We start from the raw sequence: 26,784 nt of genomic DNA on the forward strand, positions 1-26,784 counted from the left end.
TATTCATCTTTATGCCGTGAAAGCCAAGAGTGCACTTGCACTTGGCGTAATCGGCAAATACTCTTAGTGAGTAAATGTTTGCCGTGGTGGCAAGGTGTTAGAACAACAGAGAATATAATGATGCAGGATTTGCGTCTGATATTAATCATTGTTGGCGCGATCGCCATAATCGCTTTACTGGTACATGGTTTCTGGACTAGCCGTAAAGAACGGTCTTCTATATTCCGCGATCGCCCACTGAAACGCATGAAGTCTAAACGTGATGACGAGGATTCCTACGACGACAACGTCGAGGAAGACGAAGGCGTGGGCGAAGTCCGCGTGCATCGTGTGAATCATGCTCCCGGCAGCGCTCAGGAACATGGTGTTCCTCCTCAGTCGCCGCAACACCAGTACCAGCCGCCTTATGCGTCTGCTCAGCCGCGTCAACACGCGCAGCAGCCTGCACAAGCGCCTGTACCGCCGCCGCATGTTCAGCAGCCGCCGCAGCCCGTACAACCGCAGCAGCCGGTGCAACATCAGCCTGTTCAGCAGCAACCTGCGCAGCAGCCGATGCAACATCAGCCCGTTGCGCCGCAGGTTCAGCAGCCCGCGCCACAACCTGCGCCACAGACCTTCCAGCCAGCAGAGCCTGTTGTTGAACAGCAACCGCAGCCTGAACCGGTTGTTGAAGAAGCGCCCGTAGCTGAAAAACCGCAGCGTAAAGAAGCGGTCATCATTATGAACGTTGCGGCGCATCACGGCAGCGAGCTCAACGGTGAAGTGTTGCTCAACAGCATTCAGCAGGCTGGTTTTAAATTTGGCGATATGAATATTTTCCATCGTCATCTCAGCCCGGATGGTAGTGGCCCGTCGCTGTTCAGTCTTGCCAATATGGTTAACCCAGGGACGTTTGACCCTGAGATGACCGGCGATTTCAGCACGCCGGGCGTCACTATCTTTATGCAGGTTCCGTCCTATGGTGACGAGCTGCAAAACTTCAAGCTGATGCTGCAGTCCGCACAGCACATTGCCGATGAAGTGGGCGGTGTGGTGCTCGACGATCAACGTCGCATGATGACGCCGCAGAAACTGCGCGAGTATCAGGACCGCATCCGCGAAGTTAAAGAATCTCACGCCTGATTTTCCTCTGGCGTGACCTCTCCTTTCTGAACCCCCGCCTGTCGGGGGTTTTTTATCATTGATGGTGCGATATGGAATCAATCGAACAACAACTGACAGAACTGCGAACCACGCTTCGCCATCATGAGTATCTCTACCATGTGATGGACGCGCCGGAAATTCCCGATGCGGAATACGATCGTCTGCTGCGCGAACTCCGCGAGCTGGAAGCGCAGCATCCGGACCTTATTACCCCTGACTCGCCAACCCAACGCGTTGGCGCCGCCCCGTTAACAGCGTTCAGTCAGATTCGCCATGAAGTGCCCATGCTGTCGCTGGATAACGTGTTTGATGAAGAGAGTTTTCTCGCCTTCAACAAGCGCGTACAGGACCGGCTGAAGAGCACGGATAAACTAACCTGGTGCTGTGAGCTGAAGCTTGACGGGCTGGCGGTGAGTATTCTCTATGAAAACGGTGTGCTGGTTAGCGCCGCAACGCGCGGCGATGGCACCACCGGGGAAGACATTACCTCGAACGTGCGCACCATTCGTGCGATCCCGTTAAAACTGCGCGGCGATAACATTCCGACGCGTCTGGAAGTGCGCGGCGAGGTGTTCCTGCCGCAGGCCGGGTTTGAAAAAATCAACGAAGAGGCCCGCCGTACTGGCAACAAAGTGTTTGCTAACCCGCGTAACGCGGCGGCTGGGTCATTGCGCCAGCTCGATCCACGTATTACAGCGAAGCGACCGCTTACTTTCTTTTGCTATGGCGTCGGCGTACTGGAAGGCGGCGAGCTGCCTGATACCCATCTGGGTCGCCTGCTGCAATTTAAAGAGTGGGGATTGCCGGTGAGCGACAGAGTGGCGCTTTGCGACTCTCCGGAGGAAGTACTTGCTTACTATCATAAGGTTGAAGAAGACCGACCGACGCTGGGATTCGATATTGACGGCGTGGTGATCAAAGTCAACTCCATGGCCTTGCAGGAACAACTGGGTTTTGTTGCCCGCGCGCCGCGTTGGGCGGTGGCCTTTAAGTTCCCGGCACAGGAGCAGATGACCTTTGTCCGCGATGTTGAGTTTCAGGTTGGACGCACCGGGGCGATTACGCCTGTCGCCCGCCTTGAGCCAGTTCAGGTTGCCGGGGTGTTGGTCAGTAACGCCACCTTGCACAATGCGGATGAAATTGAGCGTCTTGGTTTGCGTATTGGCGATAAAGTCGTCATTCGCCGTGCGGGCGATGTCATCCCGCAGGTAGTGAACGTCGTGCTTTCCGAGCGCCCGGACGATACCCGCGAAATCGAGTTTCCCACCCACTGTCCGGTATGCAACTCTGACGTTGAGCGTGTGGAAGGCGAAGCGGTTACTCGTTGTACCGGAGGTTTAATCTGCGGGGCACAGCGGAAGGAATCATTGAAACACTTCGTTTCCCGCCGTGCGCTGGATGTCGACGGCATGGGCGACAAAATTATCGATCAACTGGTCGAGAAAGAGTATGTCCACACGCCAGCGGATCTTTTCACGCTGACCGCAGGTAAGCTGACCGGCCTTGATCGCATGGGGCCGAAGTCGGCGCAAAACGTAGTGAATGCGCTGGAAAAAGCGAAAGAGACCACGTTTGCCCGTTTCCTCTATGCTCTGGGCATTCGAGAAGTCGGCGAAGCCACGGCTGCAGGTCTGGCTGCATATTTCGGCACGCTCGACGCGCTGGAAGCCGCCTCTGTTGAAGAGCTGCAAAAAGTGCCGGATGTCGGCATCGTGGTGGCGACCCACGTGTTTAATTTCTTTGCCGAAGAGAGTAACCGCGAGGTGATCGTCCAGCTTTTGGAGCAGGGGATTCACTGGCCAGCGCCGGTGGTTATCAACGCTGAAGAAATCGACAGCCCGTTTGCCGGTAAAACGATTGTGCTGACCGGTAGCCTGAGCCTGATGTCACGCGATGACGCCAAAGCGCGTCTGACCGAGCTGGGGGCAAAAGTGGCCGGTAGCGTGTCGAAGAAAACCGATCTAGTGATTGCGGGGGAAGCGGCGGGCTCTAAACTGGCAAAAGCGCAGGAGTTGGGCATTGCCGTTATCGACGAAGCTGAAATGATCCGCTTGCTGGGTGCCTGAGATGGAAAAAGAGCAGCTGGTTGAAATCGCCAATACCGTCATGCCCTTTGGCAAATATAAAGGGCGTCGGCTGATTGACGTTCCGGAAGAGTATCTGCTGTGGTTTGCCCGTAAGGATGAATTTCCGCCGGGCAAACTGGGTGAGCTGATGCAAATCACGCTGCTGATTAAAACCGAGGGGCTGACGCAGCTGGTTCAGCCCCTGAAACGCCCGCTTTAGGCCTTCGCGGCGCGGCTCTTCTGCTGCGCCTGCAGCGCGTCCGTCTGTTGTTTGTAGCGACGCGCCAGCACGGCGCACACCATCAGCTGAATTTGGTGGAAAATCATCAATGGCAGCACCATCATACCAATTACCGATGTCGGAAACAGGATGTTTGCCATGGGGATCCCGTTGGCCAGACTTTTCTTCGATCCGCAGAAGACAATAGTGATTTCATCAGCTTTGCTGAAACCGCATTTCCTCGCGACAAAGACGTTGATAGCAATCACGATTGCCAGCAATATGATGCTAACAACCACGATAAACAGCAGTGAACCGACCCCCACTTTGTGCCAGATCCCATTAACCACGGCCTCACTGAAGGCGGAGTAAACCACCAGTAAAATGGAAGATTGATCCGTTTTTGCGATCCATTTTTTATGTTTTGACACCCAGTTGCCAATCCACGGTCGCGAGAGATGCCCCAGCACGAACGGCAGCAGCAGCTGCAGCATGATTTTCCCCACCTGTTCCAGGCTGCCTTCTGCGCCATGCATATTCATGACCAGGCCTACCAGCAGCGGCGAAAGAAAGATACCCAACAGACTGGAGGCCGAAGCGGAACACACGGCGGCGGCAACGTTACCGCCTGCCATTGAGGTAAAGGCGATAGCCGACTGCACCGTGGCGGGCAAAATACACAGGTACAGGAATCCGGTGTACAGCATCGGGTCAACGTTGACGGGCGCCCACCAGGCGAACAGGACGCCCAGCACCGGGAAGACAACGAACGTGCTGCACATCACCCACAGATGCAAACGCCAGTGGCTACCGCCGGCAATAATCGCCTCACGAGAGAGTTTGGCGCCGTGCATAAAAAACAGCAGCGCAATGGCGGCGGTGGTTAAGCCTTCAAAGAAAGGCACAAAGCCACCTTCGGCCGGGAAAAACGACGCCAATAAAACAACGGTAATCAGCGTTATCGTGAACGGATCAAGAATACGAAAAAGTTTCATAAAGACTCCTGAAATTCGGTAGCAACATTTTGCGTTTTTCCGTTTGAGAAATAAAATTGATTTATTGCATCTATATATGAATAGAATCGATGAATTATTCTTTGCGTCAATTACGTATCTTTGTCACCGTCGCTCAGGCCAAAAGTTTTAGCCGGGCGGGGGATATCATCGGCTTAAGCCAGTCGGCGGTTAGTCATAGTGTAAAAGAGCTGGAAGGGCAGACGGGTGTCCGGCTACTGGATCGTACAACGCGCGAGGTGGTGCTCACGGAAGCCGGACACCAGTTGGCGGCACGGCTGGAACGCATTCTGGATGAACTGCACAGTACGCTGCGTGAAGCCGGGCAGGTGGGTACGCAGTTAACCGGTACGGTGCGGGTTGCTGCCAGCCAGACGATTTCCGCGCATCTCATTCCGCAGTGTATTGCGCAGAGCAACCAGCTTTATCCGGCAATCGATTTTGTGCTGCATGACCGGCCACAGCAGTGGGTACTGGAGAGTATTCGTCAGGGAGAGGTGGATTTTGGCATTGTGATTGACCCGGGTGCCGTGACCGATCTGCAGTGTGAAGCCGTACTATCCGAACCGTTCCTGCTGCTGTGTCGCCATGATCATCCGTTAGCCCAACGTGAGTGGGTAAACTGGCAGGATTTGTACCACGAACGTCTGGTGTTACAGGATTACGCTTCCGGCAGCCGACCGCTGATCGATGCGGCGTTGGCCCATTTTTCCATTGATGCCAATATTGTTCAGGAGATTGGTCATCCCGCCACGCTGTTCCCGATGGTTGAAGCGGGGATTGGCATCAGCGTGCTGCCCGCACTGGCGCTCCCCTTACCGCAGGGTAGCCACTTGCAGGTTAAGCGCCTGACGCCTGTTGTGGAACGACAACTGATGTTGGCGCGGCGCAAAAATCGCTCTCTCTCAACCGCCGCTCAGGCATTGTGGGACGTGGTGCGAATGCAGGCCAGTGAATTAACCGCCGGTCGTGCCCGCGATCCGTTGTATCAGATATAAATATCGACCTGATGTTGGTCGGAAGCCGTGTTGATGCCTTCAGCTTTTCTCTGATCGGCGCTTTGCTTTTGCTGCGACTCCTCGGCCTGCCGACGCAACAATTGATCCAACTGGGCTTGTAACATCTTGATTTGGGTCTGAATAAGTTCCTGCTGCTCGCGTTTCTGCTCAATAGTGCCACTGCTGTTGGGGATATCTTTGAGCTGCTGGGTTAGCTTAGTTATCTTTTGGGTGATTTGCGCAATCTGTGCGGAGATATCATTCCCGGCTGGTGCTTTTCCGCCGCTACTGCTTTGAACAGTTGGGGTGGAAACGTTGATAGTTGTCATACGGATTCCTCACGCCATAAAACATGAGTATCGGCATTAGTGAACAGAACTTCAGCGACAATACGGCCGAGCAGAGTTTAATAATAAAAATCCCAAATCTGCATGTATCTCTATTTCTGTGCCATTTCTGGCCCGAAAAAAATGTGATTTCAGGCTGGTTTAGTGCGACTCATCCATACCGATTTACTATCGGTTGTCGGGATAAACGGTATTGGTAATCGATTGCGTAGTCTCGCTATAACAGTGCGGTACGCGACATTATTTTCGACTACTCAGTATTAAGGACATCTCATGAGTCACTCTCTTTTCTCGCAAAATCCCTGGTACAGCGCCGACATCATTCGTAGTTGCAAACCCGATTTCACGCCGCGCGTAGCCTTTATTCTTGGCTCAGGCCTCGGCGCGTTGGCGGATCAAATCGAGGATGCAGTGGCCATCTCTTACGAGAAATTGCCGGGATTCCCTGTCAGTACCGTACATGGTCATGCCGGTGAGCTGGTGCTGGGAAATCTGGCCGGTATTCCAGTGGCCTGTATGAAAGGGCGTGGGCATTTTTATGAAGGTCGCGGCATGACGGTGATGACCGATGCCATTCGCACACTGAAGCTGCTGGGCTGTGAACTGTTATTTTGTACCAATGCCGCAGGCTCCCTCCGCCCTGAAGTTGGGCCGGGTAGTCTGGTTGCGCTTAGCGATCACATCAATACGATGCCGGGTACACCGATGGTGGGACTTAACGATGAGCGTTTTGGCGAGCGATTCTTTTCGCTGGCGAATGCCTATGATGCTGACTATCGTGCAATCCTGCAAACCGTTGCCGCAGAAGAAGGTTTCCCGCTGAGCGAAGGCGTATTTGTCTCTTATCCGGGGCCAAACTTTGAAACCGCGGCAGAAATCCGCATGATGCAAATCATTGGTGGCGATGTGGTGGGGATGTCGGTGGTGCCTGAGGTTATCTCTGCGCGCCACTGCGGTCTGAAAGTGGTTGCGGTGGCTGCCATCACCAACCTGGCGGAAGGTTTGGGGGATGTGAAGTTATCTCACGCGCAGACGCTGGCGGCAGCGGAACTCTCACAGCAGAATTTTATCAATCTGATCTGCGGCTTTTTGCGCAAACTGGCCTGAATAATTAAAACATGACCCCGCTTGCGGGGTCTTACTTTTTTGGCAAGGAACGGAAAAATGGGTATCGCATCTCGCTTAAAGCTCATGTCGTTTTTGCAATATTTTATCTGGGGTAGCTGGCTGGTTACCCTGGGTTCTTACATGATTAACACCCTGGATTTTACCGGCGCGAATGTGGGTATGGTCTACAGCTCGAAAGGGCTGGCAGCGATTATTATGCCGGGCATTATGGGGATCATCGCCGATAAGTGGCTGCGTGCCGAGCGCGCTTATATGCTGTGTCACCTGGTGTGTGCTGGCGTGTTGCTGTACGCCACAACCGTTACCGATCCACAGACCATGTTCTGGGTGATGTTGGTTAACGCGATGGCGTATATGCCGACGATTGCGTTATCGAACAGCGTTTCATATTCATGCCTTGCACAATCGGGTCAGGATCCGGTCACCGCGTTCCCGCCAATTCGTGTATTTGGCACGATTGGCTTTATTGTGGCGATGTGGACGGTCAGCTTAATGGGGCTGGAGCTGAGCAGCGCGCAGCTGTATATCGCTTCAGGCGCATCGCTGCTGCTGGCTCTGTATGCGCTGACGTTGCCGAAAATACCGGTTGCGGAGAAAAAAGAATCCGCCACGCTGGCCAGTAAGCTGGGGCTGGATGCGTTTGTTTTGTTTAAAAATCCGCGCATGGCAATTTTCTTTTTGTTTGCCATGATGCTGGGGGCGGTGCTGCAAATTACCAACGTCTTTGGTAATCCGTTCCTGCATGATTTCGCCCGTAACCCTGAGTTTGCCAACAGCTTTGTGGTGAAATATCCCTCCATTTTGCTGTCGGTTTCTCAGATGGCGGAAGTGGGCTTTATCCTCACTATCCCGTTCTTCCTCAAACGTTTTGGCATCAAAACGGTGATGCTGATGAGCATGCTGGCGTGGACGCTGCGCTTTGGCTTCTTTGCCTTTGGCGATCCGTCCCCGTTTGGCTTTGTGTTGCTGCTTATGTCGATGATCGTTTACGGCTGCGCGTTTGATTTCTTCAACATCTCCGGGTCGGTATTTGTCGAGCAGGAAGTTGACTCAAGCATTCGCGCCAGCGCCCAGGGGCTGTTTATGACGATGGTAAATGGCATTGGCGCATGGGTGGGTTCAATCCTGAGCGGGATGGCGGTGGACTATTTTTCTGTCGATGGCGTCAAGGATTGGCAAACTATCTGGCTGGTGTTTGCCGCTTACGCGCTGGTCCTGGCGGTTATCTTTGCATTGTTCTTTAAATATAAGCATGAGCCTGAACGACTGGCGCAGAAATCACCGGCACATTAATGCTCCTTTAGCGGCGGGTTCTGATACCCGCCGTTTCATTTTCTGCGATGCAATATGGTAACTTTGCGCATTATTCTTCACTCAGGAGCGCATTATCCATGGAACGCACGCACCGCATCGATCTGAAGTTACTGCGTTATTTTCTTGCCGTCGCAGAAGAACTGCATTTTGGACGCGCTGCTGCTCGCCTGAATATGTCGCAACCGTCGCTCAGTACGCATATCAAAGAGCTGGAACAGCAGCTCGGCACGTTGCTATTTATCCGTCATTCCCGCAGCGTGGCGTTAACCCACGCCGGAAAAATTTTGATGGAAGAATCGCGCAGACTGTTATCCAGTGCTAATCAGGCGCTGGCACGAGTGGAACAGATTGGTCGCGGTGAGGCAGGCCGAATTGAGCTTGGCGTCATTGGTACCGCAATGTGGGGAAAAATGCGTCCGGTGATGCGGCGTTTTCTGAAGGAAAATCCCAACGTTGAGGTGCAGTTTCGCGAGAACATGCCTGCCATGCAGATGACGATGCTAGAAAGACGTGAACTGGATGCGGGAATTTGGCGCATGGCTACTGAACCTTCTCCCGGATTTACCAGCCTGCGCTTACATGAATCCTCATTTTTGGTGGCCATGCCGGAAGAACATGCTCTTACCGCCTGTGAATCCGTACCGCTGGAAGCGTTGAGAAATGAATATTTTGTCACGATGCCCTCCATTCATACCGACTGGGCATTTTTACAGCGCGTTTGCCTGAGCGCCGGATTTTCACCGATGATTATTCGTGAGGTGAGGGAGCCGCAAACGGTGCTGGCGATGATTAGCATGGGGATTGGGATTACGCTGATTGCCGATAGCTATGCCCAGATGAGCTGGCCTGGCGTGGTATTCCGGCCGTTAGAAGAACGTATTCCGGCGGATTTGTATATTGTCTATGAACAGCAGCAGGCCACGCCAGCGCTGGAAAAACTGGTGGCGGCTTTGACGGTATGATGTCTGTGCCGGATGGCGACTAACGTCTTATCCGGCCTACGAGGGGAGTATTGTCAGTAGGCCTGATAAGCGTAGCGCATCAGGCAATTGTATAAATCGCAGATAGCAAAAAAGCGCCTTTAGGGCGCTTTTTTACATTGGTGGGTCGTGCAGGATTCGAACCTGCGACCAATTGATTAAAAGTCAACTGCTCTACCAACTGAGCTAACGACCCGAAGTGGTGGGTGATGACGGGATCGAACCGCCGACCCCCTCCTTGTAAGGGAGGTGCTCTCCCAGCTGAGCTAATCACCCACTTCGGTACTTCACATTTTAACAAGAAATCCAGCTGGCGAGAAAGTGGTGGGTGATGACGGGATCGAACCGCCGACCCCCTCCTTGTAAGGGAGGTGCTCTCCCAGCTGAGCTAATCACCCACTTCTCAATTTCTTGTTCTACACGGCGGAGACTACGTAAAGTAGTTGGTGGGTGATGACGGGTTCGAACCGCCGACCCCCTCCTTGTAAGGGAGGTGCTCTCCCAGCTGAGCTAATCACCCCCGCTGTGTGGAGTCGCATTATAGGGAGAGTTGAAAATGAGTCAACGCATTTTCTAAAGAAATTGTTCGTTCGTCGTAAATTTAAACAAAACGATCGCAAAACAATCCATGTCGCATGATTTGTATACGAAAATGGCAAAGCGTGATGTTCCAACCCGATGAACATTGAGGAATCAGACCACAGTGATAGAATACCAGCCTGATAATCTTCCCTGGATTTGCCGGTTGTCGGCATCTTTATAAACGTAAGGCCATTTCATGAAAATCAAAACTCGCTTCGCGCCAAGCCCGACAGGTTACCTGCACGTCGGCGGTGCGCGTACTGCTCTTTATTCCTGGCTTTTTGCACGTAACCATGGCGGTGAGTTTGTGCTGCGTATTGAAGACACCGATCTCGAACGCTCCACGCCGGAAGCTATTGAAGCCATTATGGATGGCATGAACTGGCTGAATCTGGAGTGGGATGAAGGCCCGTATTTCCAGACTAAACGTTTTGATCGTTACAATGCTGTCATCGATGAGATGCTGGAAGCGGGGACGGCATATAAATGCTACTGCTCCAAAGAGCGTCTGGAACAGCTGCGTGAAGAACAGATGGCAAAAGGTGAAAAACCACGTTACGACGGTCGCTGCCGTCACGGTCACGAACATCACGCTGCTGATGAACCTTGCGTGGTGCGTTTTGCTAACCCGCAGGATGGGTCCGTTATTTTTGATGATCAGATCCGTGGGCCGATCGAATTCAGCAACCAGGAGCTGGACGACCTGATTATCCGCCGTACAGATGGTTCCCCGACCTATAACTTCTGCGTCGTTGTTGATGACTGGGATATGGAAATCACCCACGTCATTCGTGGTGAAGACCATATCAACAACACCCCGCGTCAGATCAACATCCTGAAAGCGCTGAACGCGCCGGTGCCGGTTTACGCGCACGTGTCGATGATCAACGGCGACGACGGCAAAAAACTCTCTAAACGTCACGGTGCGGTCAGCGTGATGCAGTATCGCGACGACGGCTACCTGCCGGAAGCGTTGCTGAACTATCTGGTACGTCTGGGTTGGTCCAGCGGCGATCAGGAGATCTTCACCCGTGAAGAAATGATCAAGCTGTTCTCTCTTGGTGCGGTGAGCAAGTCTGCGAGCGCATTTAACACTGAAAAACTGCAGTGGCTGAACCACCACTACATTAATGCACTGGCGCCAGAATATGTGGCGACGCATCTGCAGTGGCACATTGAGCAGGAAAATATCGATACGCGCGTCGGCCCGCAGTTGTCTGAGCTGGTAAAACTGCTGGGTGAACGCTGCAAGACGCTGAAAGAGATGGCGCAGAGCTGCCGCTATTTCTATGAAGACTTTGCTGAGTTCGATGCCGATGCGGCGAAGAAACACCTGCGTCCGGTTGCGCGTCAGCCACTGGAAGTGGTTCGCGACAAACTGGCTGCTATCAGTGAATGGACCGCGGAAAACGTGCACCACGCGATTCAGGCAACCGCTGATGAGCTGGAAGTGGGCATGGGTAAAGTCGGGATGCCGCTGCGCGTAGCCGTAACCGGTGCGGGTCAGTCTCCGGCGTTAGACGTTACGGTGCATGCGATTGGTAAATCTCGCAGCATTGAACGTATTAACAAGGCGCTCGCGTTTATTGCTGAGCGTGAAAGTCAGCAATAAGACAGAGTGATCGATAAAAAAACGGCAGGGGCGCATCCTGCCGTTTTTTTTGCCTGTTATTCAGACTCATCAATGCCCAGACGGGTCAGGAAAGTGCGAATACCTTCGCGCGAAATATACATCGCCAGCTTTTCCTGTTCCGTTGGCGACATGTTATCCAGTGCGCTGATTATCTGACGGCAGGCGTGACTGCGAACCACGTGTGTATACTCGGCAAGCGGTTCTTCTGCCTGGTAAAATTCCGGTGCCTTGCGAAAAGCTGGAATATTGAGAAGAAACTCTCGGACGCCGGCATCAATATGAATAAGCCTTGCGCGACCACCTTTAACACCGGGAAACTTTTCGGTTGTCCAGTTTTGCTCTCTGATCCAACGATTGACGGTTTGTTTGGCGACACCGAGACATTCAGCCAGCTCTTCGGTGGTCATTTTACTGCGTAATTTTTTCATATTATTTGTTGTCGCGAATCCCTAAGCGTTGTAACAAACCCGTAATGCCTTCACGCAGGATCAGCGACGTAAACATTTTCTGTTCTGATGGCGTCATTTCTTTGGCGAGTCTTATCAGTAGAGCTTCGATGGAGGTGTCACCGGATAAAGATAAATTATCTGATAAGCCTTCCGCTGAACGCTCAGCGCTGCGAATGTATTCACGAACTTGTTCGGTAACGTGAACCAGACGGGCTTTACCGCCCTGAACACCGGGTTTGGGTGAGGTAGCCCAACCTTCCTTGCGCACCCATTTATTGATGGTCTGTCGGCTGTATCCGGTCAGATTAGCAAGTTCTTCTGGCGTCATCCGTTCCTTGAACATAACGATTCCCTGAATGGTCGTGGGGTTAATTAGTGGCTCATTTTATAGCACCATTTTAGTAGAAACCGTGACGCGTTTAACTACTGAATGCGAGTTGTTGCGCAATGTTCTCCATTTGCCTGCTTTTTCAGCGATTGAATTCTATGAGTTAATTTTGCCGTTGACACACGCGAAGGGAATTCATATGATGCCGCCCGTCAACTCGACAAGCTTTACGTGACGGGGCTATAGCTCAGCTGGGAGAGCGCTTGCATGGCATGCAAGAGGTCAGCGGTTCGATCCCGCTTAGCTCCACCAAATTTAATCCCAATGAATTTGGTACGTAAACGCATCGTGGGGCTATAGCTCAGCTGGGAGAGCGCTTGCATGGCATGCAAGAGGTCAGCGGTTCGATCCCGCTTAGCTCCACCAAAATTGAAACCCTCGCTGAAAAGCGGGGGTTTTTTGCATTTGATTCCTGCCTGCGTTTCTCGTTTATTTGCTTATATTGCTGGATAACAGACATAAAAAAACCGGGGAGAATCTCCCCGGTTTGGTAACGGCTGTATTGATGTCGTCTTACAGCACCAGTGCTGCAATGGAAGCAGACAGTACGCTGACCAGCGTAGAACCGTATACCAGTTTCAGACCAAAGCGGGAAACCACGTTACCTTGCTCTTCGTTCAGGCCTTTAATTGCACCTGCAATGATACCGATAGAAGAGAAGTTCGCGAAGGAAACCAGGAACACAGAGATAATGCCTTCAGCGCGCGGAGAGAGCGTAGAGGCGATTTTCTGTAGGTCCATCATTGCGACGAATTCGTTGGAAACCAGTTTGGTTGCCATGATACTGCCCACCTGCAGCGCTTCGCTGGACGGCACACCCATCACCCACGCAATCGGGTAGAAGATGTAACCCAGGATGCCCTGGAAGGAGATGCTGTAGCCAAACCAACCGGTCACGGTAGCGAACAGGGCGTTCAGGGCAGCGATCAGCGCGATGAAACCAATCAGCATTGCTGCAACGATAATCGCAACTTTGAAGCCTGCCAGAATGTATTCGCCCAACATCTCGAAGAAGCTCTGACCTTCGTGCAGATTGGACATCTGAATATTTTCTTCGCTGGCATCAACGGTATAAGGGTTGATCAGTGACAGAACGATAAAGGTGCTGAACATGTTCAGAACCAGCGCAGCAACAACGTATTTTGGTTCCAGCATGGTCATGTACGCGCCGACGATAGACATGGAAACGGTAGACATCGCCGTTGCTGCCATGGTGTACATGCGGTTGCGAGACATTTTACCGAGGATATCTTTATAGGCGATAAAGTTCTCGGATTGACCCAGGATCAGGGAGCTGACGGCGTTGAATGATTCCAGCTTGCCCATACCGTTCACTTTGGATAACAGGAAACCAATCGCGCGGATGATAACCGGCAGAACACGGATATGCTGCAAAATACCGATCAGGGCGGAGATAAAGACGATAGGGCACAGCACTTTCAGGAAGAAGAATGCCAGGCCTTTATCGTTCATGCTGCCGAAGACAAAGTTAGTCCCTTCATTAGCGAATCCGAGCAGTTTCTCAAACATCTCGGAGAAGCCTCTTACAAAGCCCAGGCCGACATCAGAGTTCAGGAAGAACCATGCCAGTAACACTTCGATAACAAGCAATTGAATAACATAACGAATGCGGATTTTTTTACGGTCACTGCTTACCAGCAGTGCGAGTACCGCAACCACGGCAAGGGCCAGGACAAAGTGAAGAACGCGGTCCATATTTGCTCCAAATTTGAGGCAGATTTAGTTTTCGTGCACATTCTATGTAACAACAGTAAAGAAAACGAGATCAAACACACACTATAATAAGGACCTGTGACGAGATTCAAAATTAGTGATCGATGATACACTTCTGTTATGTTTAGTATGGAAGTGAAAAGTTATGTCACTGTGCTAATCTCATAACAATAATCAAACATCTTACCGGCATTTCTAAATTTCTTACCGTTCCATAGACAAACGCTATCAGAGAAATCAACTTCACCCATTAAAATGAATTTGATAATCATTCTCAATAGGCGTAGCTTGAAACATAGCAAAGGCTATGTTTCTGAGGCACTAAAATGACTAACGATCGCGTTGAGAGTAGCAGTGGACGGGCAGCGCGCAAGTTGAAGCTCGCATTAATGGGACCTGCGTTCATCGCGGCGATCGGCTATATCGATCCAGGTAACTTTGCTACCAATATCCAGGCAGGGGCTAGCTTTGGCTACAAACTGTTGTGGGTTGTGGTCTGGGCAAACCTGATGGCGATGCTGATTCAGGTGCTATCGGCCAAGCTTGGCATTGCCACCGGCAAAAACCTGGCGGAACAGATCCGTGATCATTATCCTCGTCCAGTGGTTTGGTTTTACTGGGTACAGGCCGAAATTATTGCGATGGCGACCGATCTTGCAGAATTTATTGGCGCTGCGATTGGCTTTAAACTCATCCTTGGCGTTTCGCTGCTGCAGGGGGCTGTGCTCACGGGTATTGCGACATTTTTAATTCTGATGCTGCAGCGCCGCGGGCAGAAACCCCTGGAAAAAGTGATCGGCGGTTTGTTGTTGTTCGTGGCTGCGGCATATATTGTCGAGCTGATCTTTTCCCAACCGAACCTTGCGCAGCTGAGCAAAGGGATGGTTATACCGAGCCTGCCTAATTCTGAAGCGGTGTTCCTGGCGGCCGGTGTGCTTGGCGCCACCATCATGCCGCACGTCATTTATCTGCACTCCTCCTTAACCCAGCATTTGCACGGTGGTACGCGCCAGCAGCGTTACGCAGCGACGAAATGGGATGTGGCTATCGCCATGACGATTGCCGGATTTGTCAATCTGGCGATGATGGCGACTGCAGCAGCCGCGTTTCACTTTAGCGGGCATACTGGTATCGCAGACCTGGACCAGGCCTATCTGACGCTTGAACCGCTGTTAAGTCATGCTGCGGCAACCGTGTTTGGTCTAAGTCTGGTGGCGGCAGGGCTTTCCTCTACCGTGGTTGGCACGCTGGCGGGGCAGGTGGTCATGCAAGGGTTTATCCGCTTTCATATCCCGCTCTGGGTGCGCCGTAGCGTCACCATGATGCCGTCATTTATTGTGATTTTAATGGGGCTTGATCCCACCCGGATACTGGTGATGAGTCAGGTATTACTCAGTTTTGGTATCGCTCTGGCGCTGGTACCGCTACTGATTTTTACCAGCAACAGCCAACTGATGGGGGATTTAGTTAATAGCCGTTGGGTAAAACAGGTTGGCTGGGTGATTGTGGTGCTGGTCGTGGCACTGAATATCTGGTTGCTGGTCGGGACCGTGCTCGGATTGTAGCAGGGCTTTCATCCGCTGTGGTTACCCGGTCAAGCCGGGTAACCCTCATGATTATTTTTTATTTAAGTGGCTACGGTAGGTATCAAGTACCACTGCAACGATTATCACTGCTCCTGTTATAAAACGTTTTGTCGGTTCGCTTGCGCCAACTTGCGCCAGTCCCGCAGCCAGAACGGAAATGATCAGCGCGCCAAGAAACGTACAGATAATAGAGCCACGTCCTCCCATCAGGCTTGTGCCACCAATCACAACTGCGGCAATCACCTGTAGTTCCATGCCAACGCCGCTATTGGGGTCGGCGGCTTCAAGGCGGGCAACCTGAAACAGCGAGGCCAGACCGGATAATCCCCCCATCAAGGCAAAGACTGCAATCTTATAGGGACCTGGATTTATACCTGATAATCGAACGGCTTCTTCATTGGTGCCAATACCGATCAAATGGCGACCAAATACGGTTCGCGTCAGCACCAGATGCCCGGCAACAATGACAACGATCGCGATAATAAAAGAAGGGGAGACGCCAAAGAGAATGGGGTCGGCTAAATAATCATAAATAGAACCGAGATACGCGGTCCGCGAGTCAGTTAACTGATACGCTGCTCCGCGGGCCATTTCCAGAACACCCAGTGAGACGATAAACGCCGGAATACGCCAGGCAACGGTAATCAGACCCGTTAGTGCCCCAACGAATGTGGCGAGTGCTACGCCTGAAAGTGCGGCCAGCCAGGGCGTCCAATGAAAATTTAAATAGGTGACGCTGACGACTGCAGCAGCAAGCGCCAGCAACGATCCAACGGAAAGATCGATGCCGGCAATGATTAAGATAAATGTCATCCCCACCGACATGACGATTAAATCGGGGATCTGATTTGCAATAGTGCTGAAAGTGTTCATGCTCCAGAAATGAGAACTGAGGCATGAAAATAGGACGATCATTGCGGCTAACGCCCCGAGCAACCCGATATAGCTACTTAGGCCTTTCCATGACGTCGGTGTATTTCTTTTCTCTGCTGCCGCTTGTTTTGTCGCAAAATTGTTTTTCATTTTTTATCCCCGGCTACTCGCTGACAGTCTCTTCTGAATGCTGATAGGCCGAAAATGCAGCCGCTAAAATGCGATCCTGGCTCCAGTTATCACGTGTAAATGTGTTCACTAACTTGCCATCGGAAATGACCGCAATACGATCGCAAACCAGCATCAGTTCGCGTAGGTCACTGGAAACGACAACAACACCTTTTCCCTTAGCCGTTAACGTATTCAGCAATTGATAAATATCTTGCTTGGCACCCACATCAATACCGCGAGTCGGCTCATCAAATAAGACGACTTCACAGTCTCGTTCCAGCCACCGGCTAATGAGAACTTTCTGCTGATTACCACCTGACAGGCTTTCCACGGCCTGTGAAGTGTTCGTTGTACGAACGCCTAAGCTTTTAATGTGTTTATTCGCTAATGTGGTTTCACTCAATGTGTTAACGACCGACAAATGGCTAATTTTGTCGCTGTTACCCAACGAGATATTTGCGGCAACCGACTGTGGTAACAGAAGCCCTTCACCTTTACGATCCTCCGTGACTAATGCAATACCATGTCGGATAGCCTGTGCAGGCGAACGGATCACCACCGGTTTAAGTGGCGTACCAATCAGTAATGTGCCACTGTCTATCTTGTCTGCGCCAAAAATAGCGCGTAGCAGCTCTGTCCTGCCAGAGCCGACAAGGCCACTAATGCCGAGCACTTCGCCACTGTGCAAGGTAAACGACGTGTCCCGAATGATTTTCCCACGCTTAAAATTTTCCACTTTCAGAATGGGTTGACCTGCCTGGCGTCCACTTAAATCAAATGAACTTTCTAAATCGCGGCCGACCATCAACGAAACAAGTTGATCGCGGGTATAGCGTTTAATATCGTCCACGCAAACCAAATGACCATCACGTAGCACCGCGATGTCATCAGCAATCATCGCAAGCTCATCCAGTCGGTGAGAAATATAAATTATTGAAACGCCCCGGGCTTTGAAGAGCGCTATTTGTTTAAACAGCAGTTCGACCTCACGGCTACTGAGCATGGCTGTCGGTTCATCCAGAATCAGTACCCGGCTTTCACCAATCAGGTTTCTGGCGATTTCGATCATCTGTTGGTGACCAATACCCAATTCGCCCACCAGCGTAGTTGGATCGACCGATTGCAGCCCAACCATTGCCATCACCGGACGGGCCATTTCTGCTAGCTTTTTTCGATCGATCCAGCCGAATCGATGCGGAAGTTGTTCGAGAAATAAATTTTCTGCAACCGACAACGTAGGCAGTAAATTGAGTTCTTGCATAACCATGCGAACACCCAGCTTTTCCGCCTCTTTTCGGTTCGCAGGTGCGTAAGGCTGCCCCTGATAAACCATTTTCCCGGTCGTTGCGTTGGTTAACCCGCCAATAATTTTTGATAACGTACTTTTCCCGGCACCGTTTTCTCCCGTCAGGGCCAGTACTTTTCCTGGATATAATGCTAGCGTCACATCCACCAGAACAGGTTCACTGTAGGTTTTACCTACCCCCTGTATTGAGAGGATTTCTTGCCCACTTTTCATATTCTGGCCTTATCCGGTAAGCCGCTCTGATACTCAATTGATGGCAGTACCACAGCGGCGCACTGTTTTCCGCTTATTGTTTGACGATCAGTTTTATTGGTGTTTCTACGTTGCTAGAGAGTTCACTCTGTTTTTTGCCATTTTTTAAGGCATCAAGGGCGGCATCAATACCAAATACAGCTTGTTGAGAGGCAAATTGGTCCGCAGTTGCTAAAACACGACCGTCATTTAACATTGGCTTAATCGCTTCGATATTGTCATAGCCGACAACCAGAACCTGTCCTTTTTTCCCGGCAGAGCGGATGGCAGAAACGGCACCTAATGCCATATTATCGTTATCGGCTAACAGTGCTTTGATATCAGGATACTCACTTAACATTGCCGCCGCGACCGCATTGGCGTTGTTAATTTCCCATTGGCCAGATTGCACAGAAACGACTTTCATGCCGCCCTGCGCCATCGCATTTTGGAAGCCCAGAGTACGTTGCTGAGAGTTGCTGGAGGTAGGGATGCCTTCAATAATACCAACCTGATCGCCGGCCTTAAGATGCTTCGCTAAATAATCGCCAATTTCTTTTGCACCTTTTTGGTTATCCGGGCCAACAAAAGGAATATTCAGGTTTTTATCTTTAAGCACACTGTCATCAAATTTGTTATCAATGTTGATGACAATAATACCTGCATCAATTGCTTTCTTTATGACCGGTACAAGGGCTTTCGAGTCTGATGGCGCAATGATAATCGCGTCGGCTTTCGAGACAATCATTTGTTCAACGATCTGGATTTGATTTGCCGTATCCGTTTCGTTTTTGATGCCGTTAGAAATCAAATCAAACTTGTCGGCATTTTTTTTCTGATACTCTTTTGCTCCGGTTTCCATGGTCAGGAAAAACTCATTTGCCAGTGACTTCATCACCAGCGCGACTTTAGGTTTATGCGTCTGAGTATCGGCGGCAAAAGCGGGGACGGTGAAAGTGGCGGAAAGCGCTAAACCGACTGTGGCACCGATAACACGATAAAACATTTTATTTTTCATGAAATTATCCTATAGGTGTAGGGGCTGAATGATGCTCTAAACAGCTACTGCATACGATGATAAACGAGTGAATTGTTGGGCATATTTGATGCACCTTTACGTTCAACTTTCAACGAGGCAAACGCAGAAGCGTACTGCGCTGCATTGATGAGTCCTTTACCGTTTGCAATGCATGCAGCCAGTGCCCCGGTAAAGGCATCGCCTGCTCCACTGGTATCGACGACGGCTGATTTATAGGCAGGAATATGAGTGAAAACTGTGCCATCAAAGATCAGACAACCGTCGCTACCTAACGTGATAATGACGCATTTTGCGCCTTGCACATAAATGCTCCTGGCGGCATTTTTGGCCGAATAGATATCAACAATGTTGATACCAGATAACGCTTCAGCTTCAATTTTGTTCGGCGTAATAATGTCAATTAAATGCAATATTTCTTTGATCTCTGAAACATAAGGTGCCGGATTCAGGACAACCAGCGATTTTCCGAGTTTTGCCTGCATGATAGCGAAACGCGTGATCGGAAAATTATTCTCCAGCTGAGTTAAAAAAACTTTGCAATTACGAATGGTATCAATATCCAATAGAATATCTTCCTGGGTAAATGTTTCATTGGCCCCAAGATCGATACTGATCATATTGTCACCTGTGGCACCTGAAACCCATACCATTGCAATGCCCGTGGATGACATTTCATTTTCAAAAAAAGAAAAAGAAGAAATTTCAGTATTGGTTAAATATCTTTTGGCTTTTTTTGAAAACTCATCGGCTCCTAACTTAACGGTAAGATGAACATTATTATTGATTTTAGCTGCGGCAACTGCCTGGTTTGTGCCTTTGCCTCCGGCATAAAAACGGGTTGCAGACGCTCGGATAGTCTGGCCAATCTGAGGAAATGTCGTCGTTTCAGAAACAATATCTATATTAAATGAACCAAGTATGTAAATGCTATCATCAATATAGCTATTTTGCTTGGCATGAGCAGAAACCGATGTAATTTCTTTGTGGCTTTTGAACCCATTCAATATGGTGTTGGTGAAAGACTGCTCAAATAATGATTCATCAGGTGCGCTTTTTATTTGTGCACCACCATGAAATAACGAGAAAAGACTATTCTGACTTAATTCATTTAAGTCATTACGGATCGTGCGAGTTGTGACAGATAATTCCTTTGCTAATTCGCTAACATAAACCTTCTTATCGGTTACTAACTTAACCCGAATGGCCTTTTGTCTTTCTTGTTTTTTCATTAGCGCTCACCCCAGGTTTTATAATATTAAATTAATGTTAATATTTATCGCGCAAAGTTCAAAAAAAACACGATAAATCGGAATTTTTTTTTCCGATTTTGCGAATTTGTGAAATGAACAGGAAATTTACGGGAAAACAGGGGGGAGCGGATGTGACTGCTCGTCATCTGGCGATTGACGAAGCGTGATGCAAAAAGGGCCTGGGTATAGACACAGGCCTTGGGTAACTCGATGATTTTTGTGAGCAGTACTCCCCGCATGATGGGGATTTGTTACATTAATGGCGGTGCCCGTGGCCATGTCCACGCCCGCGATGGTCATCGCGATCGTTCCAGCCTTCACGATAGCCACGCTCATAAGCTTTGCGCTTATCCCAGCCGCGATGATAGCCGTTGTCATGACGCCACCAACGATTTTTACGCCATTCATAATTATGGTGCCAGTAATCCCGGTCACGCCAGCGCCCACCGTCCCAGTAGTTGCCGTAGTTATCGCGATCGCCAATTTGTAATTTAATCGACGGCAGCAGGGTGATTTCGCCAGCGTTTGCGGCCAGCGGTGCAAAAGCCAATAACACTGCCGCCAGAATCAGTGACCTGAACATTCTTTCTCTCCTTCACGATCGAGCCGTAGCCGGCCTGTTAACGCAATATTACGGGGCAGTAAAGCCCCGTTTCATCGCCTTAACTCTTAAATCGTCAGAGAGCGCACTTTTTGTTAATAAATGTGTCTTTATTTCCATCAACCCAGGATGGCGTCGATCTCCGCACACTCTTCGGGAGATAAATGACGGTTTGCCAGCATGCCAACGGCATCTTCAATTTGCGCAGGTTTGCTGGCACCAATCAGTACTGACGTCACCTTATCATCGCGGAGAACCCAGGCTAACGCCATTTGGGACAGCTTTTGTCCCCGGCGCTCGGCCAGCGCATTAAGAGCACGGACTTTTTCCAGTTTTTGTGGGGTGATTTGGTCTGGGTTGAGAAAACGACTGGCGCTCGCTGCCCGGGAATCCGCCGGAATACCGTTCAGATAGCGGTCAGTTAATTGCCCGCCAGCCAGCGGGGAAAAGGCGATACTGCCCACACCTTTCTCCTGTAAGAGTGATAGCAGTCCCCTCTCAACCTCGCGCTCAAACATGGAATATTTCGGCTGGTGGATGAGACATGGCGTCCCTAAATCATCGAGTATTTCGATCGCCTGTCTGGCGAGATCAGTCGGATAGTTAGAGAGTCCTACGTACAACGCTTTCCCCTGACGCACAATATGATCCAGCGCGTTCATGGTTTCTCTGAGCGGAGTTTGGGGATCAGGGCGGTGATGATAGAAGATATCAACATACTCCAGTCCCATACGTTTCAGGCTTTGATCGAGGCTGGCAATCAGGTACTTGCGCGATCCCCAATCACCGTAGGGACCTTCCCACATGGTATAGCCCGCTTTGGTCGAGATTATCAGTTCATCCCGGTACGATAAAAAATCTTCCTGCAGGATGCGACCGAAGTTTCGTTCAGCCGAACCCGGCGGCGGGCCGTAATTATTCGCCAGATCAAAATGGCTGATCCCCAGATCGAAGGCGCGCTGTAATAAGGTCCGGCTGTTTTCGACCTGAGTGGTATCACCAAAATTGTGCCACAAACCCAGAGAGACAATCGGCAGTTTGAGCCCGCTCTGACCGCAGCGGCGGTATTCCATTGTGTGATAGCGATTTTCGTTAGCCTGATAAACCATGTCGCCTCCTTCCAGAACATATGTGTCTTTCAGTGTATACGGTTACACAATCGATTCTTCAAGGAAATTTAAATCGCCAAAACTGTACATCCTGCTTTCCACCTCCTTCGCAGCGACATTCCTGGACAGTCAACGCAGTTCTTCGATACTCAACATGAGGTTACCGTCAGAAGGATAGCTGTCATGCAAACCCCGTATTCCGTTGCTGATTATCTGCTGGACAGGCTGGCAGGCTGTGGCATTGACCATCTGTTTGGTGTGCCGGGCGATTACAATTTACAGTTTCTTGACCACGTCATTGAGCACTCAAGCGTGCGTTGGGTCGGGTGTGCGAATGAATTGAATGCGGCGTATGCCGCGGATGGCTATGCCCGGGTAGTCGGAGCGGGAGCGCTGCTTACCACTTTTGGTGTGGGCGAGTTAAGCGCAATTAATGGTATTGCAGGAAGTTACGCGGAATACGTTCCTGTCCTGCATATTGTCGGGGCCCCATGTCGCAGCGCTCAGCGTCGTGGCGAGTTAATGCATCACACTCTCGGCGACGGTGACTTTCAGCATTTCTACCGTATGCAACAGTCAGTGACGGTCGCCAGTGCAGTGCTGGATGAACAAAATGCCTGCTATGAAATTGACCGCGTGTTGCAAGCGATGTTAACCGAAAGACGACCGGGTTACCTGATGCTACCTGCTGATGTTGCGAAACAACCTGCTACACCACCGAGTGACATACTCATTGTTCCCTTGAGCGAGCCGGAAAGTAGTGTAGCTGCTGCGTTTCGCTATCATGCACGTGAGCAGTTGCTGGACAGTTCACGCGTGTCGCTATTAGCCGATTTTCTCGCGCTACGATTTGGCTTGCAGCCCGTTTTACAACGCTGGATGACGGAAACGCCGATGGCTCATGCCACGCTGTTGATAGGCAAAGGATTGTTTGATGAGCGGCATCCTGCGTTTGTGGGCACATACAGTGCGGGGGCCAGCAGTGATTATGTGCGTAAGGCGATAGAAGATGCTGATACGATTATTTGCGTCGGTACCCGGTTTGTTGACACGCTGACCGCCGGGTTTACGCAAAACTTACCTCCCGAGCGCACTATTGAGGTTCAACCCCATGCGTCGCGGGTTGGGGGAAGCTGGTTTAACATCCCGATGGAACAGGCGGTTACTACGCTACGGGAACTGTGCCTGGAAATGTCGTTTTCGCTTCCGCCTGAACGTCCTTGTGCCGGGCGTCTGCAGGTTGAGAAAGGCCCTCTGACGCAGGAAAATTTCTGGCATACGGTGCAACAGTATCTGGCCCCCGACGACATTATCCTTGTCGATCAGGGGACCGCAGCATTTGGCGCAGCTGCGCTGTCACTTCCTGCCGGGGCGGAGGTTCTGGTCCAGCCGCTATGGGGGGCAATCGGTTACGCTTTGCCTGCTGCATTTGGGGCGCAAACAGCCTTCCCGCACCGTAGGGTGATCCTGATTATTGGCGATGGTGCGGCACAGCTCACCATTCAGGAATTGGGAACCATGCTTAGAGACGGGCAAACTCCTGTTATTTTACTGCTCAATAATGACGGTTATACCGTGGAACGTGCCATTCATGGTGCGAACCAGCGATACAATGATATAGCCGGATGGAGCTGGACGCTGGTGCCACAGGCGCTAAGTCGTGAATGTCAGGCGGAATGCTGGCGCGTGAAGCAGGCTGTCCAACTGGAAGAGGTTCTGGCTCGTCTGGCAAAACCGCAACGCCTCTCGTTGATAGAAGTGGTGTTGCCGAAGGCTGACCTTCCAGAACTCTTGCGCACGGTGACCCGTGCGCTGGAATCCCGCAACGGGGGATAGCTACTTATCGGGATGGTCAGCAATCATCATTGGTTTTCCGGCTAAGAGCAGCCAGGCCGGAAGCATAACGATGCACAACAGCGGTAGTAGGGTGGTGTCCGGCACCACCACTGCCGCCATAAACAGGCTCAGCCATGCATCACGAGTGACGACCAGTACCAATCCCAGAATGGCGCAGGAGACCGTAATCGCGGCAGGAACGGCTTCGACATGGGCGTGCAGCATCAGCCCCAGCGCGACGCCAACGAATACCGCAGGGAAAATCCGCCCACCGCGAAAACCACTCGCTGCAGCCACAACCAGCGCAGCCAGCTTTATCACCGCCAGCATGAAATAGTCCGAGGCTCCCAGTGTCTGGCTAAATGCCATTTGCTGCATCTCATCCAGGCCCTTAAACAGGGTTAGTGGTCCTCCGATAACACCCAGAATACCGAGGATAAAGCCTCCAACGCCGAGGATCAGCACCGGGTGTTTCAGGCGATGTATCAGATGGTGCAAACGAGGCAGGCACCACACGGCCACCATCCCCGCCGCGATAGCAATGGCAGCAACGACCGCGCCGCTGAAGATATCGACCAGATGCATCTGCGTATAGTGCGCGATAGGCAATGAAAAGTGGGGATGAAAGAACAGGCTGGTGGTGAGTGAACCTGCCGCGGCGGCCATTAACGGTGCGAACAGACGATCCCATAGGGGGACATCGTTGGAGCTGTTCAGCGTTTGCGAAAAGACCAGCGCAGCGGCAACCGGGGTACCAAATAGCGCCCCGATGGTGCCAGCAGAGGCGAGGATGGTCCAGTCCAGCTTTGCAATTCGCGGAAACATGCGGCTACCAATCGCCACTGCCAGCGCAATGTTAACGGTCATGATGGGGTGCTCTGGACCCAAACTGACGCCACCCGCGAGGCCAATTATCAGGGCGGCCAGCAGTCCGGGCAATGCAGACGTCGAAACGGGCATACCAATTAAGGGTTCGCAGGCTGGGTCAGGGCCAGCATGACCATGACTGTAGCGGATGATGAGCCCGACCATCACCCCGGTAAGCGTCAGCATAGTAATAATCCAGAATGGAGAATCCTGGGCAATACCGATGCTTATGGGCAGACGTTCCCACAAAAATTGCTGTAAAACGGAAGCCACTTTCATCACAGCAATCAGCACCAGGCTGGACGCTACACCAATCAGCAACGCAGGCGTTGATAGCAAGAGCATCGTTCTGGCTCGCGGATGGAGCATTTTCTATTCCTTAATGCAGAGTCATAGACGTAGTTTGCACAGCCTGCCCAACGGCATCGCTGCAAAAGGTGCTGAAACGATAAAGTAATTCTGTGACCTGGATCGATATTCCACGGGCATCAGCCTTCAGGGCGTTGTTGTTATGCCCCCATGAATTTACAGTGTGACAAAGATGTATTCTGACTTTAGCGGAGCCGTGGAAGAATGACAAAATATGCTTTAGTGGGTGATGTTGGCGGCACCAATGCGCGTCTTGCTCTGTGCGATATTGCCAGTGGCGAGATTTCGCAGGCGAAAACCTATTCCGGGCTGGATTACCCAAGCCTTGAAGCCGTTGTGCGCGTGTACCTGGATGAGCATAGCGTTAGCGTCAAAGATGGCTGTATCGCTATTGCCTGCCCAATAACCGGCGACTGGGTGGCCATGACCAACCATACCTGGGCATTTTCTATTGCCGAGATGAAAAAGAATCTGGGCTTTAGCCATCTGGAAATCATCAATGATTTCACAGCCGTATCAATGGCAATCCCAATGCTGAAAAAAGAGCATTTGATCCAGTTTGGCGGCGCTGAGCCTGTCGAGGGCAAACCTATTGCGGTCTATGGCGCAGGCACCGGTCTCGGCGTAGCGCATCTGGTTCATGTGGATAAACGCTGGGTGAGCCTGCCAGGCGAGGGGGGGCATGTAGATTTTGCGCCGAACAGCGAGGAAGAAGCGATTATCCTGGAAGTGCTGCGGGCTGAAATTGGTCACGTTTCTGCGGAGCGCGTGCTTTCTGGTCCTGGGCTGGTAAATCTGTATCGTGCGATTGTGAAATCCGACGGACGTTTGCCGGAAAATCTGCAACCGAAAGACATTACGGAACGCACCCTGGCCGATTCCTGTATTGACTGTCGCCGTGCACTGTCGCTGTTTTGCGTCATCATGGGCCGGTTTGGCGGCGATCTGGCATTAACGCTGGGGACGTTTGGCGGGGTGTACATTGCCGGAGGCATAGTGCCGCGCTTCTTGGAATTCTTTAAAGCGTCGGGTTTTCGCGGTGGTTTTGAGGATAAAGGGCGCTTTAAAGCCTATGTGCAGGATATCCCGGTATATCTGATTGTGCATGATAATCCAGGTCTGCTTGGTTCCGGCGCGCACTTACGCCAGACGCTGGGGCACATTCTGTAAGACTCGTGCCGGAAGGTTGGGTAATGACTCCAACTTATTGATAGTGTTTTATGTTCAGATAATGCCCGATGACTTTGTCATGCAGCTCCACCGATTTTGAGAACGACAGCGACTTCCGTCCCAGCCGTGCCAGGTGCTGCCTCAGATTCAGGTTATGCCGCTCAATTCGCTGCGTATATCGCTTGCTGATTACGTGCAGCTTTCCCTTCAGGCGGGATTCATACAGCGGCCAGCCATCCGTCATCCATATCACCACGTCAAAGGGTGACAGCAGGCTCATAAGACGCCCCAGCGTCGCCATAGTGCGTTCACCGAATACGTGCGCAACAACCGTCTTCCGGAGACTGTCATACGCGTAAAACAGCCAGCGCTGGCGCGATT

The 26,784-nt window shown here is 51.3% G+C and carries 24 protein-coding genes, 6 tRNA genes and 1 pseudogene; 14 read left to right on the forward strand and 17 right to left on the reverse strand.

What is annotated here, in order from left to right; genetic code table 11:
- Positions 1-117: 117 nt before the first annotated feature.
- The 3 genes from zipA to OGY19_RS03760 all read left to right on the forward strand — a co-directional run bounded on the left by zipA (position 118) and on the right by OGY19_RS03760 (position 3,429).
- Positions 118-1,122, forward strand: coding sequence for a cell division protein ZipA (zipA, locus tag OGY19_RS03750; protein ID WP_121584870.1), 1,005 nt, complete (start codon positions 118-120; stop codon positions 1,120-1,122).
- A gap of 71 nt (positions 1,123-1,193) precedes the next feature.
- Positions 1,194-3,209, forward strand: coding sequence for an NAD-dependent DNA ligase LigA (gene ligA / locus OGY19_RS03755; RefSeq protein WP_115601702.1), 2,016 nt, complete (start codon positions 1,194-1,196; stop codon positions 3,207-3,209).
- A gap of 1 nt (position 3,210) precedes the next feature.
- Positions 3,211-3,429, forward strand: a complete 219-nt coding sequence (locus tag OGY19_RS03760) for a DUF3820 family protein (RefSeq protein WP_003038102.1) — start codon at positions 3,211-3,213, stop codon at positions 3,427-3,429.
- On the opposite strand, the gene OGY19_RS03765 is transcribed toward OGY19_RS03760, so the two are convergent.
- Positions 3,426-4,424 (reverse strand): bile acid:sodium symporter family protein, encoded by a 999-nt coding sequence (locus OGY19_RS03765; protein ID WP_061068297.1) that lies wholly within the window; start codon positions 4,422-4,424, stop codon positions 3,426-3,428. The two genes, OGY19_RS03760 and OGY19_RS03765, sit on opposite strands and share 4 nt — an antisense overlap.
- An 89-nt stretch (positions 4,425-4,513) precedes the next feature.
- Between OGY19_RS03765 and OGY19_RS03770 the strand changes: the two genes are divergently transcribed.
- Entirely contained in the window at positions 4,514-5,440 is a 927-nt protein-coding gene (locus OGY19_RS03770) for a LysR family transcriptional regulator (RefSeq protein WP_048210991.1), read from the forward strand.
- Here the strand turns inward: OGY19_RS03770 and OGY19_RS03775 are convergent.
- Positions 5,431-5,769: a FlxA-like family protein gene (locus OGY19_RS03775; protein WP_048210992.1), complete on the reverse strand. Its 339-nt coding sequence runs from the start codon at positions 5,767-5,769 to the stop codon at positions 5,431-5,433. The genes OGY19_RS03770 and OGY19_RS03775 overlap by 10 nt on opposite strands.
- Positions 5,770-6,060: 291 nt before the next feature.
- Here OGY19_RS03775 and xapA point away from each other — a divergent pair, with 291 nt between their 5' ends.
- The 3 genes from xapA (at position 6,061) to OGY19_RS03790 (ending at position 9,191) form a co-directional block, all read left to right on the forward strand.
- Positions 6,061-6,894 carry a xanthosine phosphorylase gene (gene xapA / locus OGY19_RS03780; protein WP_048210993.1) on the forward strand — a complete coding sequence of 278 codons (834 nt, stop codon included), beginning with the start codon at positions 6,061-6,063 and terminating at the stop codon, positions 6,892-6,894.
- Positions 6,895-6,951: 57 nt separating this feature from the next.
- On the forward strand, positions 6,952-8,208 hold the full coding sequence (locus OGY19_RS03785; RefSeq protein WP_101742267.1) for a nucleoside permease: 1,257 nt from the start codon (positions 6,952-6,954) through the stop codon (positions 8,206-8,208).
- A gap of 98 nt (positions 8,209-8,306) precedes the next feature.
- Positions 8,307-9,191, forward strand: a complete 885-nt coding sequence (locus OGY19_RS03790) for a LysR family transcriptional regulator (RefSeq protein WP_115601703.1) — start codon at positions 8,307-8,309, stop codon at positions 9,189-9,191.
- A 138-nt stretch (positions 9,192-9,329) separates the two neighbouring features.
- On the opposite strand, the gene OGY19_RS03795 is transcribed toward OGY19_RS03790, so the two are convergent.
- From OGY19_RS03795 to OGY19_RS03810, 4 genes are all read right to left on the reverse strand, one after another.
- Positions 9,330-9,405, reverse strand: a tRNA-Lys gene (locus OGY19_RS03795).
- 4 nt (positions 9,406-9,409) lie between these two features.
- Positions 9,410-9,485 (reverse strand) — tRNA-Val (locus OGY19_RS03800).
- 46 nt (positions 9,486-9,531) lie between these two features.
- Positions 9,532-9,607 (reverse strand) — tRNA-Val (locus tag OGY19_RS03805).
- Positions 9,608-9,653: 46 nt separating this feature from the next.
- Positions 9,654-9,729, reverse strand: a tRNA-Val gene (locus OGY19_RS03810).
- 258 nt (positions 9,730-9,987) lie between these two features.
- Between OGY19_RS03810 and gltX the strand changes: the two genes are divergently transcribed.
- A complete protein-coding gene (gltX, locus tag OGY19_RS03815) occupies positions 9,988-11,403 on the forward strand; it encodes a glutamate--tRNA ligase (RefSeq protein WP_048210996.1) in 1,416 nt (471 codons plus the stop codon).
- A gap of 56 nt (positions 11,404-11,459) precedes the next feature.
- Here gltX and OGY19_RS03820 read toward each other — a convergent pair whose 3' ends face one another.
- Complete coding sequence (locus OGY19_RS03820; RefSeq protein WP_061068253.1) at positions 11,460-11,852, reverse strand: MerR family transcriptional regulator; 393 nt, start codon at positions 11,850-11,852, stop codon at positions 11,460-11,462.
- A 1-nt stretch (position 11,853) separates the two neighbouring features.
- Entirely contained in the window at positions 11,854-12,216 is a 363-nt protein-coding gene (locus OGY19_RS03825) for a YfeC-like transcriptional regulator (protein WP_003028277.1), read from the reverse strand.
- Between the two features lie 221 nt (positions 12,217-12,437).
- On the opposite strand from OGY19_RS03825, the gene OGY19_RS03830 reads away from it, so the two are divergent.
- A tRNA-Ala gene (locus tag OGY19_RS03830) sits at positions 12,438-12,513 on the forward strand.
- Positions 12,514-12,551: 38 nt separating this feature from the next.
- Positions 12,552-12,627 (forward strand) — tRNA-Ala (locus OGY19_RS03835).
- A gap of 147 nt (positions 12,628-12,774) precedes the next feature.
- Here the strand turns inward: OGY19_RS03835 and nupC are convergent.
- A complete protein-coding gene (nupC, locus tag OGY19_RS03840) occupies positions 12,775-13,977 on the reverse strand; it encodes a nucleoside permease NupC (protein ID WP_048210997.1) in 1,203 nt (400 codons plus the stop codon).
- Positions 13,978-14,250: 273 nt separating this feature from the next.
- Between nupC and OGY19_RS24555 the strand changes: the two genes are divergently transcribed.
- Positions 14,251-14,325 (forward strand): hypothetical protein, encoded by a 75-nt coding sequence (locus OGY19_RS24555; RefSeq protein WP_418219455.1) that lies wholly within the window; start codon positions 14,251-14,253, stop codon positions 14,323-14,325.
- Positions 14,322-15,560, forward strand: a complete 1,239-nt coding sequence (locus OGY19_RS03845) for an Nramp family divalent metal transporter (protein ID WP_048210998.1) — start codon at positions 14,322-14,324, stop codon at positions 15,558-15,560. The genes OGY19_RS24555 and OGY19_RS03845 overlap by 4 nt, the downstream gene beginning before the upstream one ends.
- Positions 15,561-15,611: 51 nt before the next feature.
- Here OGY19_RS03845 and OGY19_RS03850 read toward each other — a convergent pair whose 3' ends face one another.
- The 6 genes from OGY19_RS03850 to mgrA all read right to left on the reverse strand — a co-directional run bounded on the left by OGY19_RS03850 (position 15,612) and on the right by mgrA (position 22,161).
- Complete coding sequence (locus tag OGY19_RS03850) at positions 15,612-16,604, reverse strand: ABC transporter permease (protein ID WP_061068251.1); 993 nt, start codon at positions 16,602-16,604, stop codon at positions 15,612-15,614.
- Between the two features lie 13 nt (positions 16,605-16,617).
- Positions 16,618-18,144, reverse strand: coding sequence for a sugar ABC transporter ATP-binding protein (locus OGY19_RS03855; protein WP_115601704.1), 1,527 nt, complete (start codon positions 18,142-18,144; stop codon positions 16,618-16,620).
- Positions 18,145-18,217: 73 nt separating this feature from the next.
- The gene (locus OGY19_RS03860; protein ID WP_048211001.1) at positions 18,218-19,180 is read right to left on the reverse strand and encodes a sugar ABC transporter substrate-binding protein; all 963 of its coding nucleotides are present in this window, start codon (positions 19,178-19,180) and stop codon (positions 18,218-18,220) included.
- Positions 19,181-19,224: 44 nt separating this feature from the next.
- Positions 19,225-20,430: a PfkB family carbohydrate kinase gene (locus OGY19_RS03865; protein WP_048211002.1), complete on the reverse strand. Its 1,206-nt coding sequence runs from the start codon at positions 20,428-20,430 to the stop codon at positions 19,225-19,227.
- Between the two features lie 277 nt (positions 20,431-20,707).
- Entirely contained in the window at positions 20,708-21,034 is a 327-nt protein-coding gene (ypeC, locus tag OGY19_RS03870) for a DUF2502 domain-containing protein YpeC (RefSeq protein ID WP_048211003.1), read from the reverse strand.
- 137 nt (positions 21,035-21,171) lie between these two features.
- Positions 21,172-22,161 (reverse strand): L-glyceraldehyde 3-phosphate reductase, encoded by a 990-nt coding sequence (gene mgrA / locus OGY19_RS03875; protein ID WP_048211004.1) that lies wholly within the window; start codon positions 22,159-22,161, stop codon positions 21,172-21,174.
- A 183-nt stretch (positions 22,162-22,344) separates the two neighbouring features.
- Here mgrA and OGY19_RS03880 point away from each other — a divergent pair, with 183 nt between their 5' ends.
- A complete protein-coding gene (locus OGY19_RS03880; RefSeq protein WP_115601705.1) occupies positions 22,345-23,997 on the forward strand; it encodes an alpha-keto acid decarboxylase family protein in 1,653 nt (550 codons plus the stop codon).
- Here OGY19_RS03880 and OGY19_RS03885 read toward each other — a convergent pair whose 3' ends face one another.
- The gene (locus tag OGY19_RS03885; protein WP_061068246.1) at positions 23,998-25,233 is read right to left on the reverse strand and encodes an ion channel protein; all 1,236 of its coding nucleotides are present in this window, start codon (positions 25,231-25,233) and stop codon (positions 23,998-24,000) included.
- 204 nt (positions 25,234-25,437) lie between these two features.
- On the opposite strand from OGY19_RS03885, the gene glk reads away from it, so the two are divergent.
- On the forward strand, positions 25,438-26,403 hold the full coding sequence (glk, locus tag OGY19_RS03890; protein ID WP_115601706.1) for a glucokinase: 966 nt from the start codon (positions 25,438-25,440) through the stop codon (positions 26,401-26,403).
- Between the two features lie 34 nt (positions 26,404-26,437).
- On the opposite strand, the pseudogene OGY19_RS03895 reads toward glk, so the two are convergent.
- A pseudogene (locus tag OGY19_RS03895) lies at positions 26,438-26,784 on the reverse strand (IS1-like element IS1A family transposase); the annotation flags it as partial.

Origin of the sequence: Citrobacter sp. Cy070 (assembly GCF_030332245.1) — a bacterium.
Lineage (GTDB): Bacteria > Pseudomonadota > Gammaproteobacteria > Enterobacterales > Enterobacteriaceae > Citrobacter > Citrobacter youngae.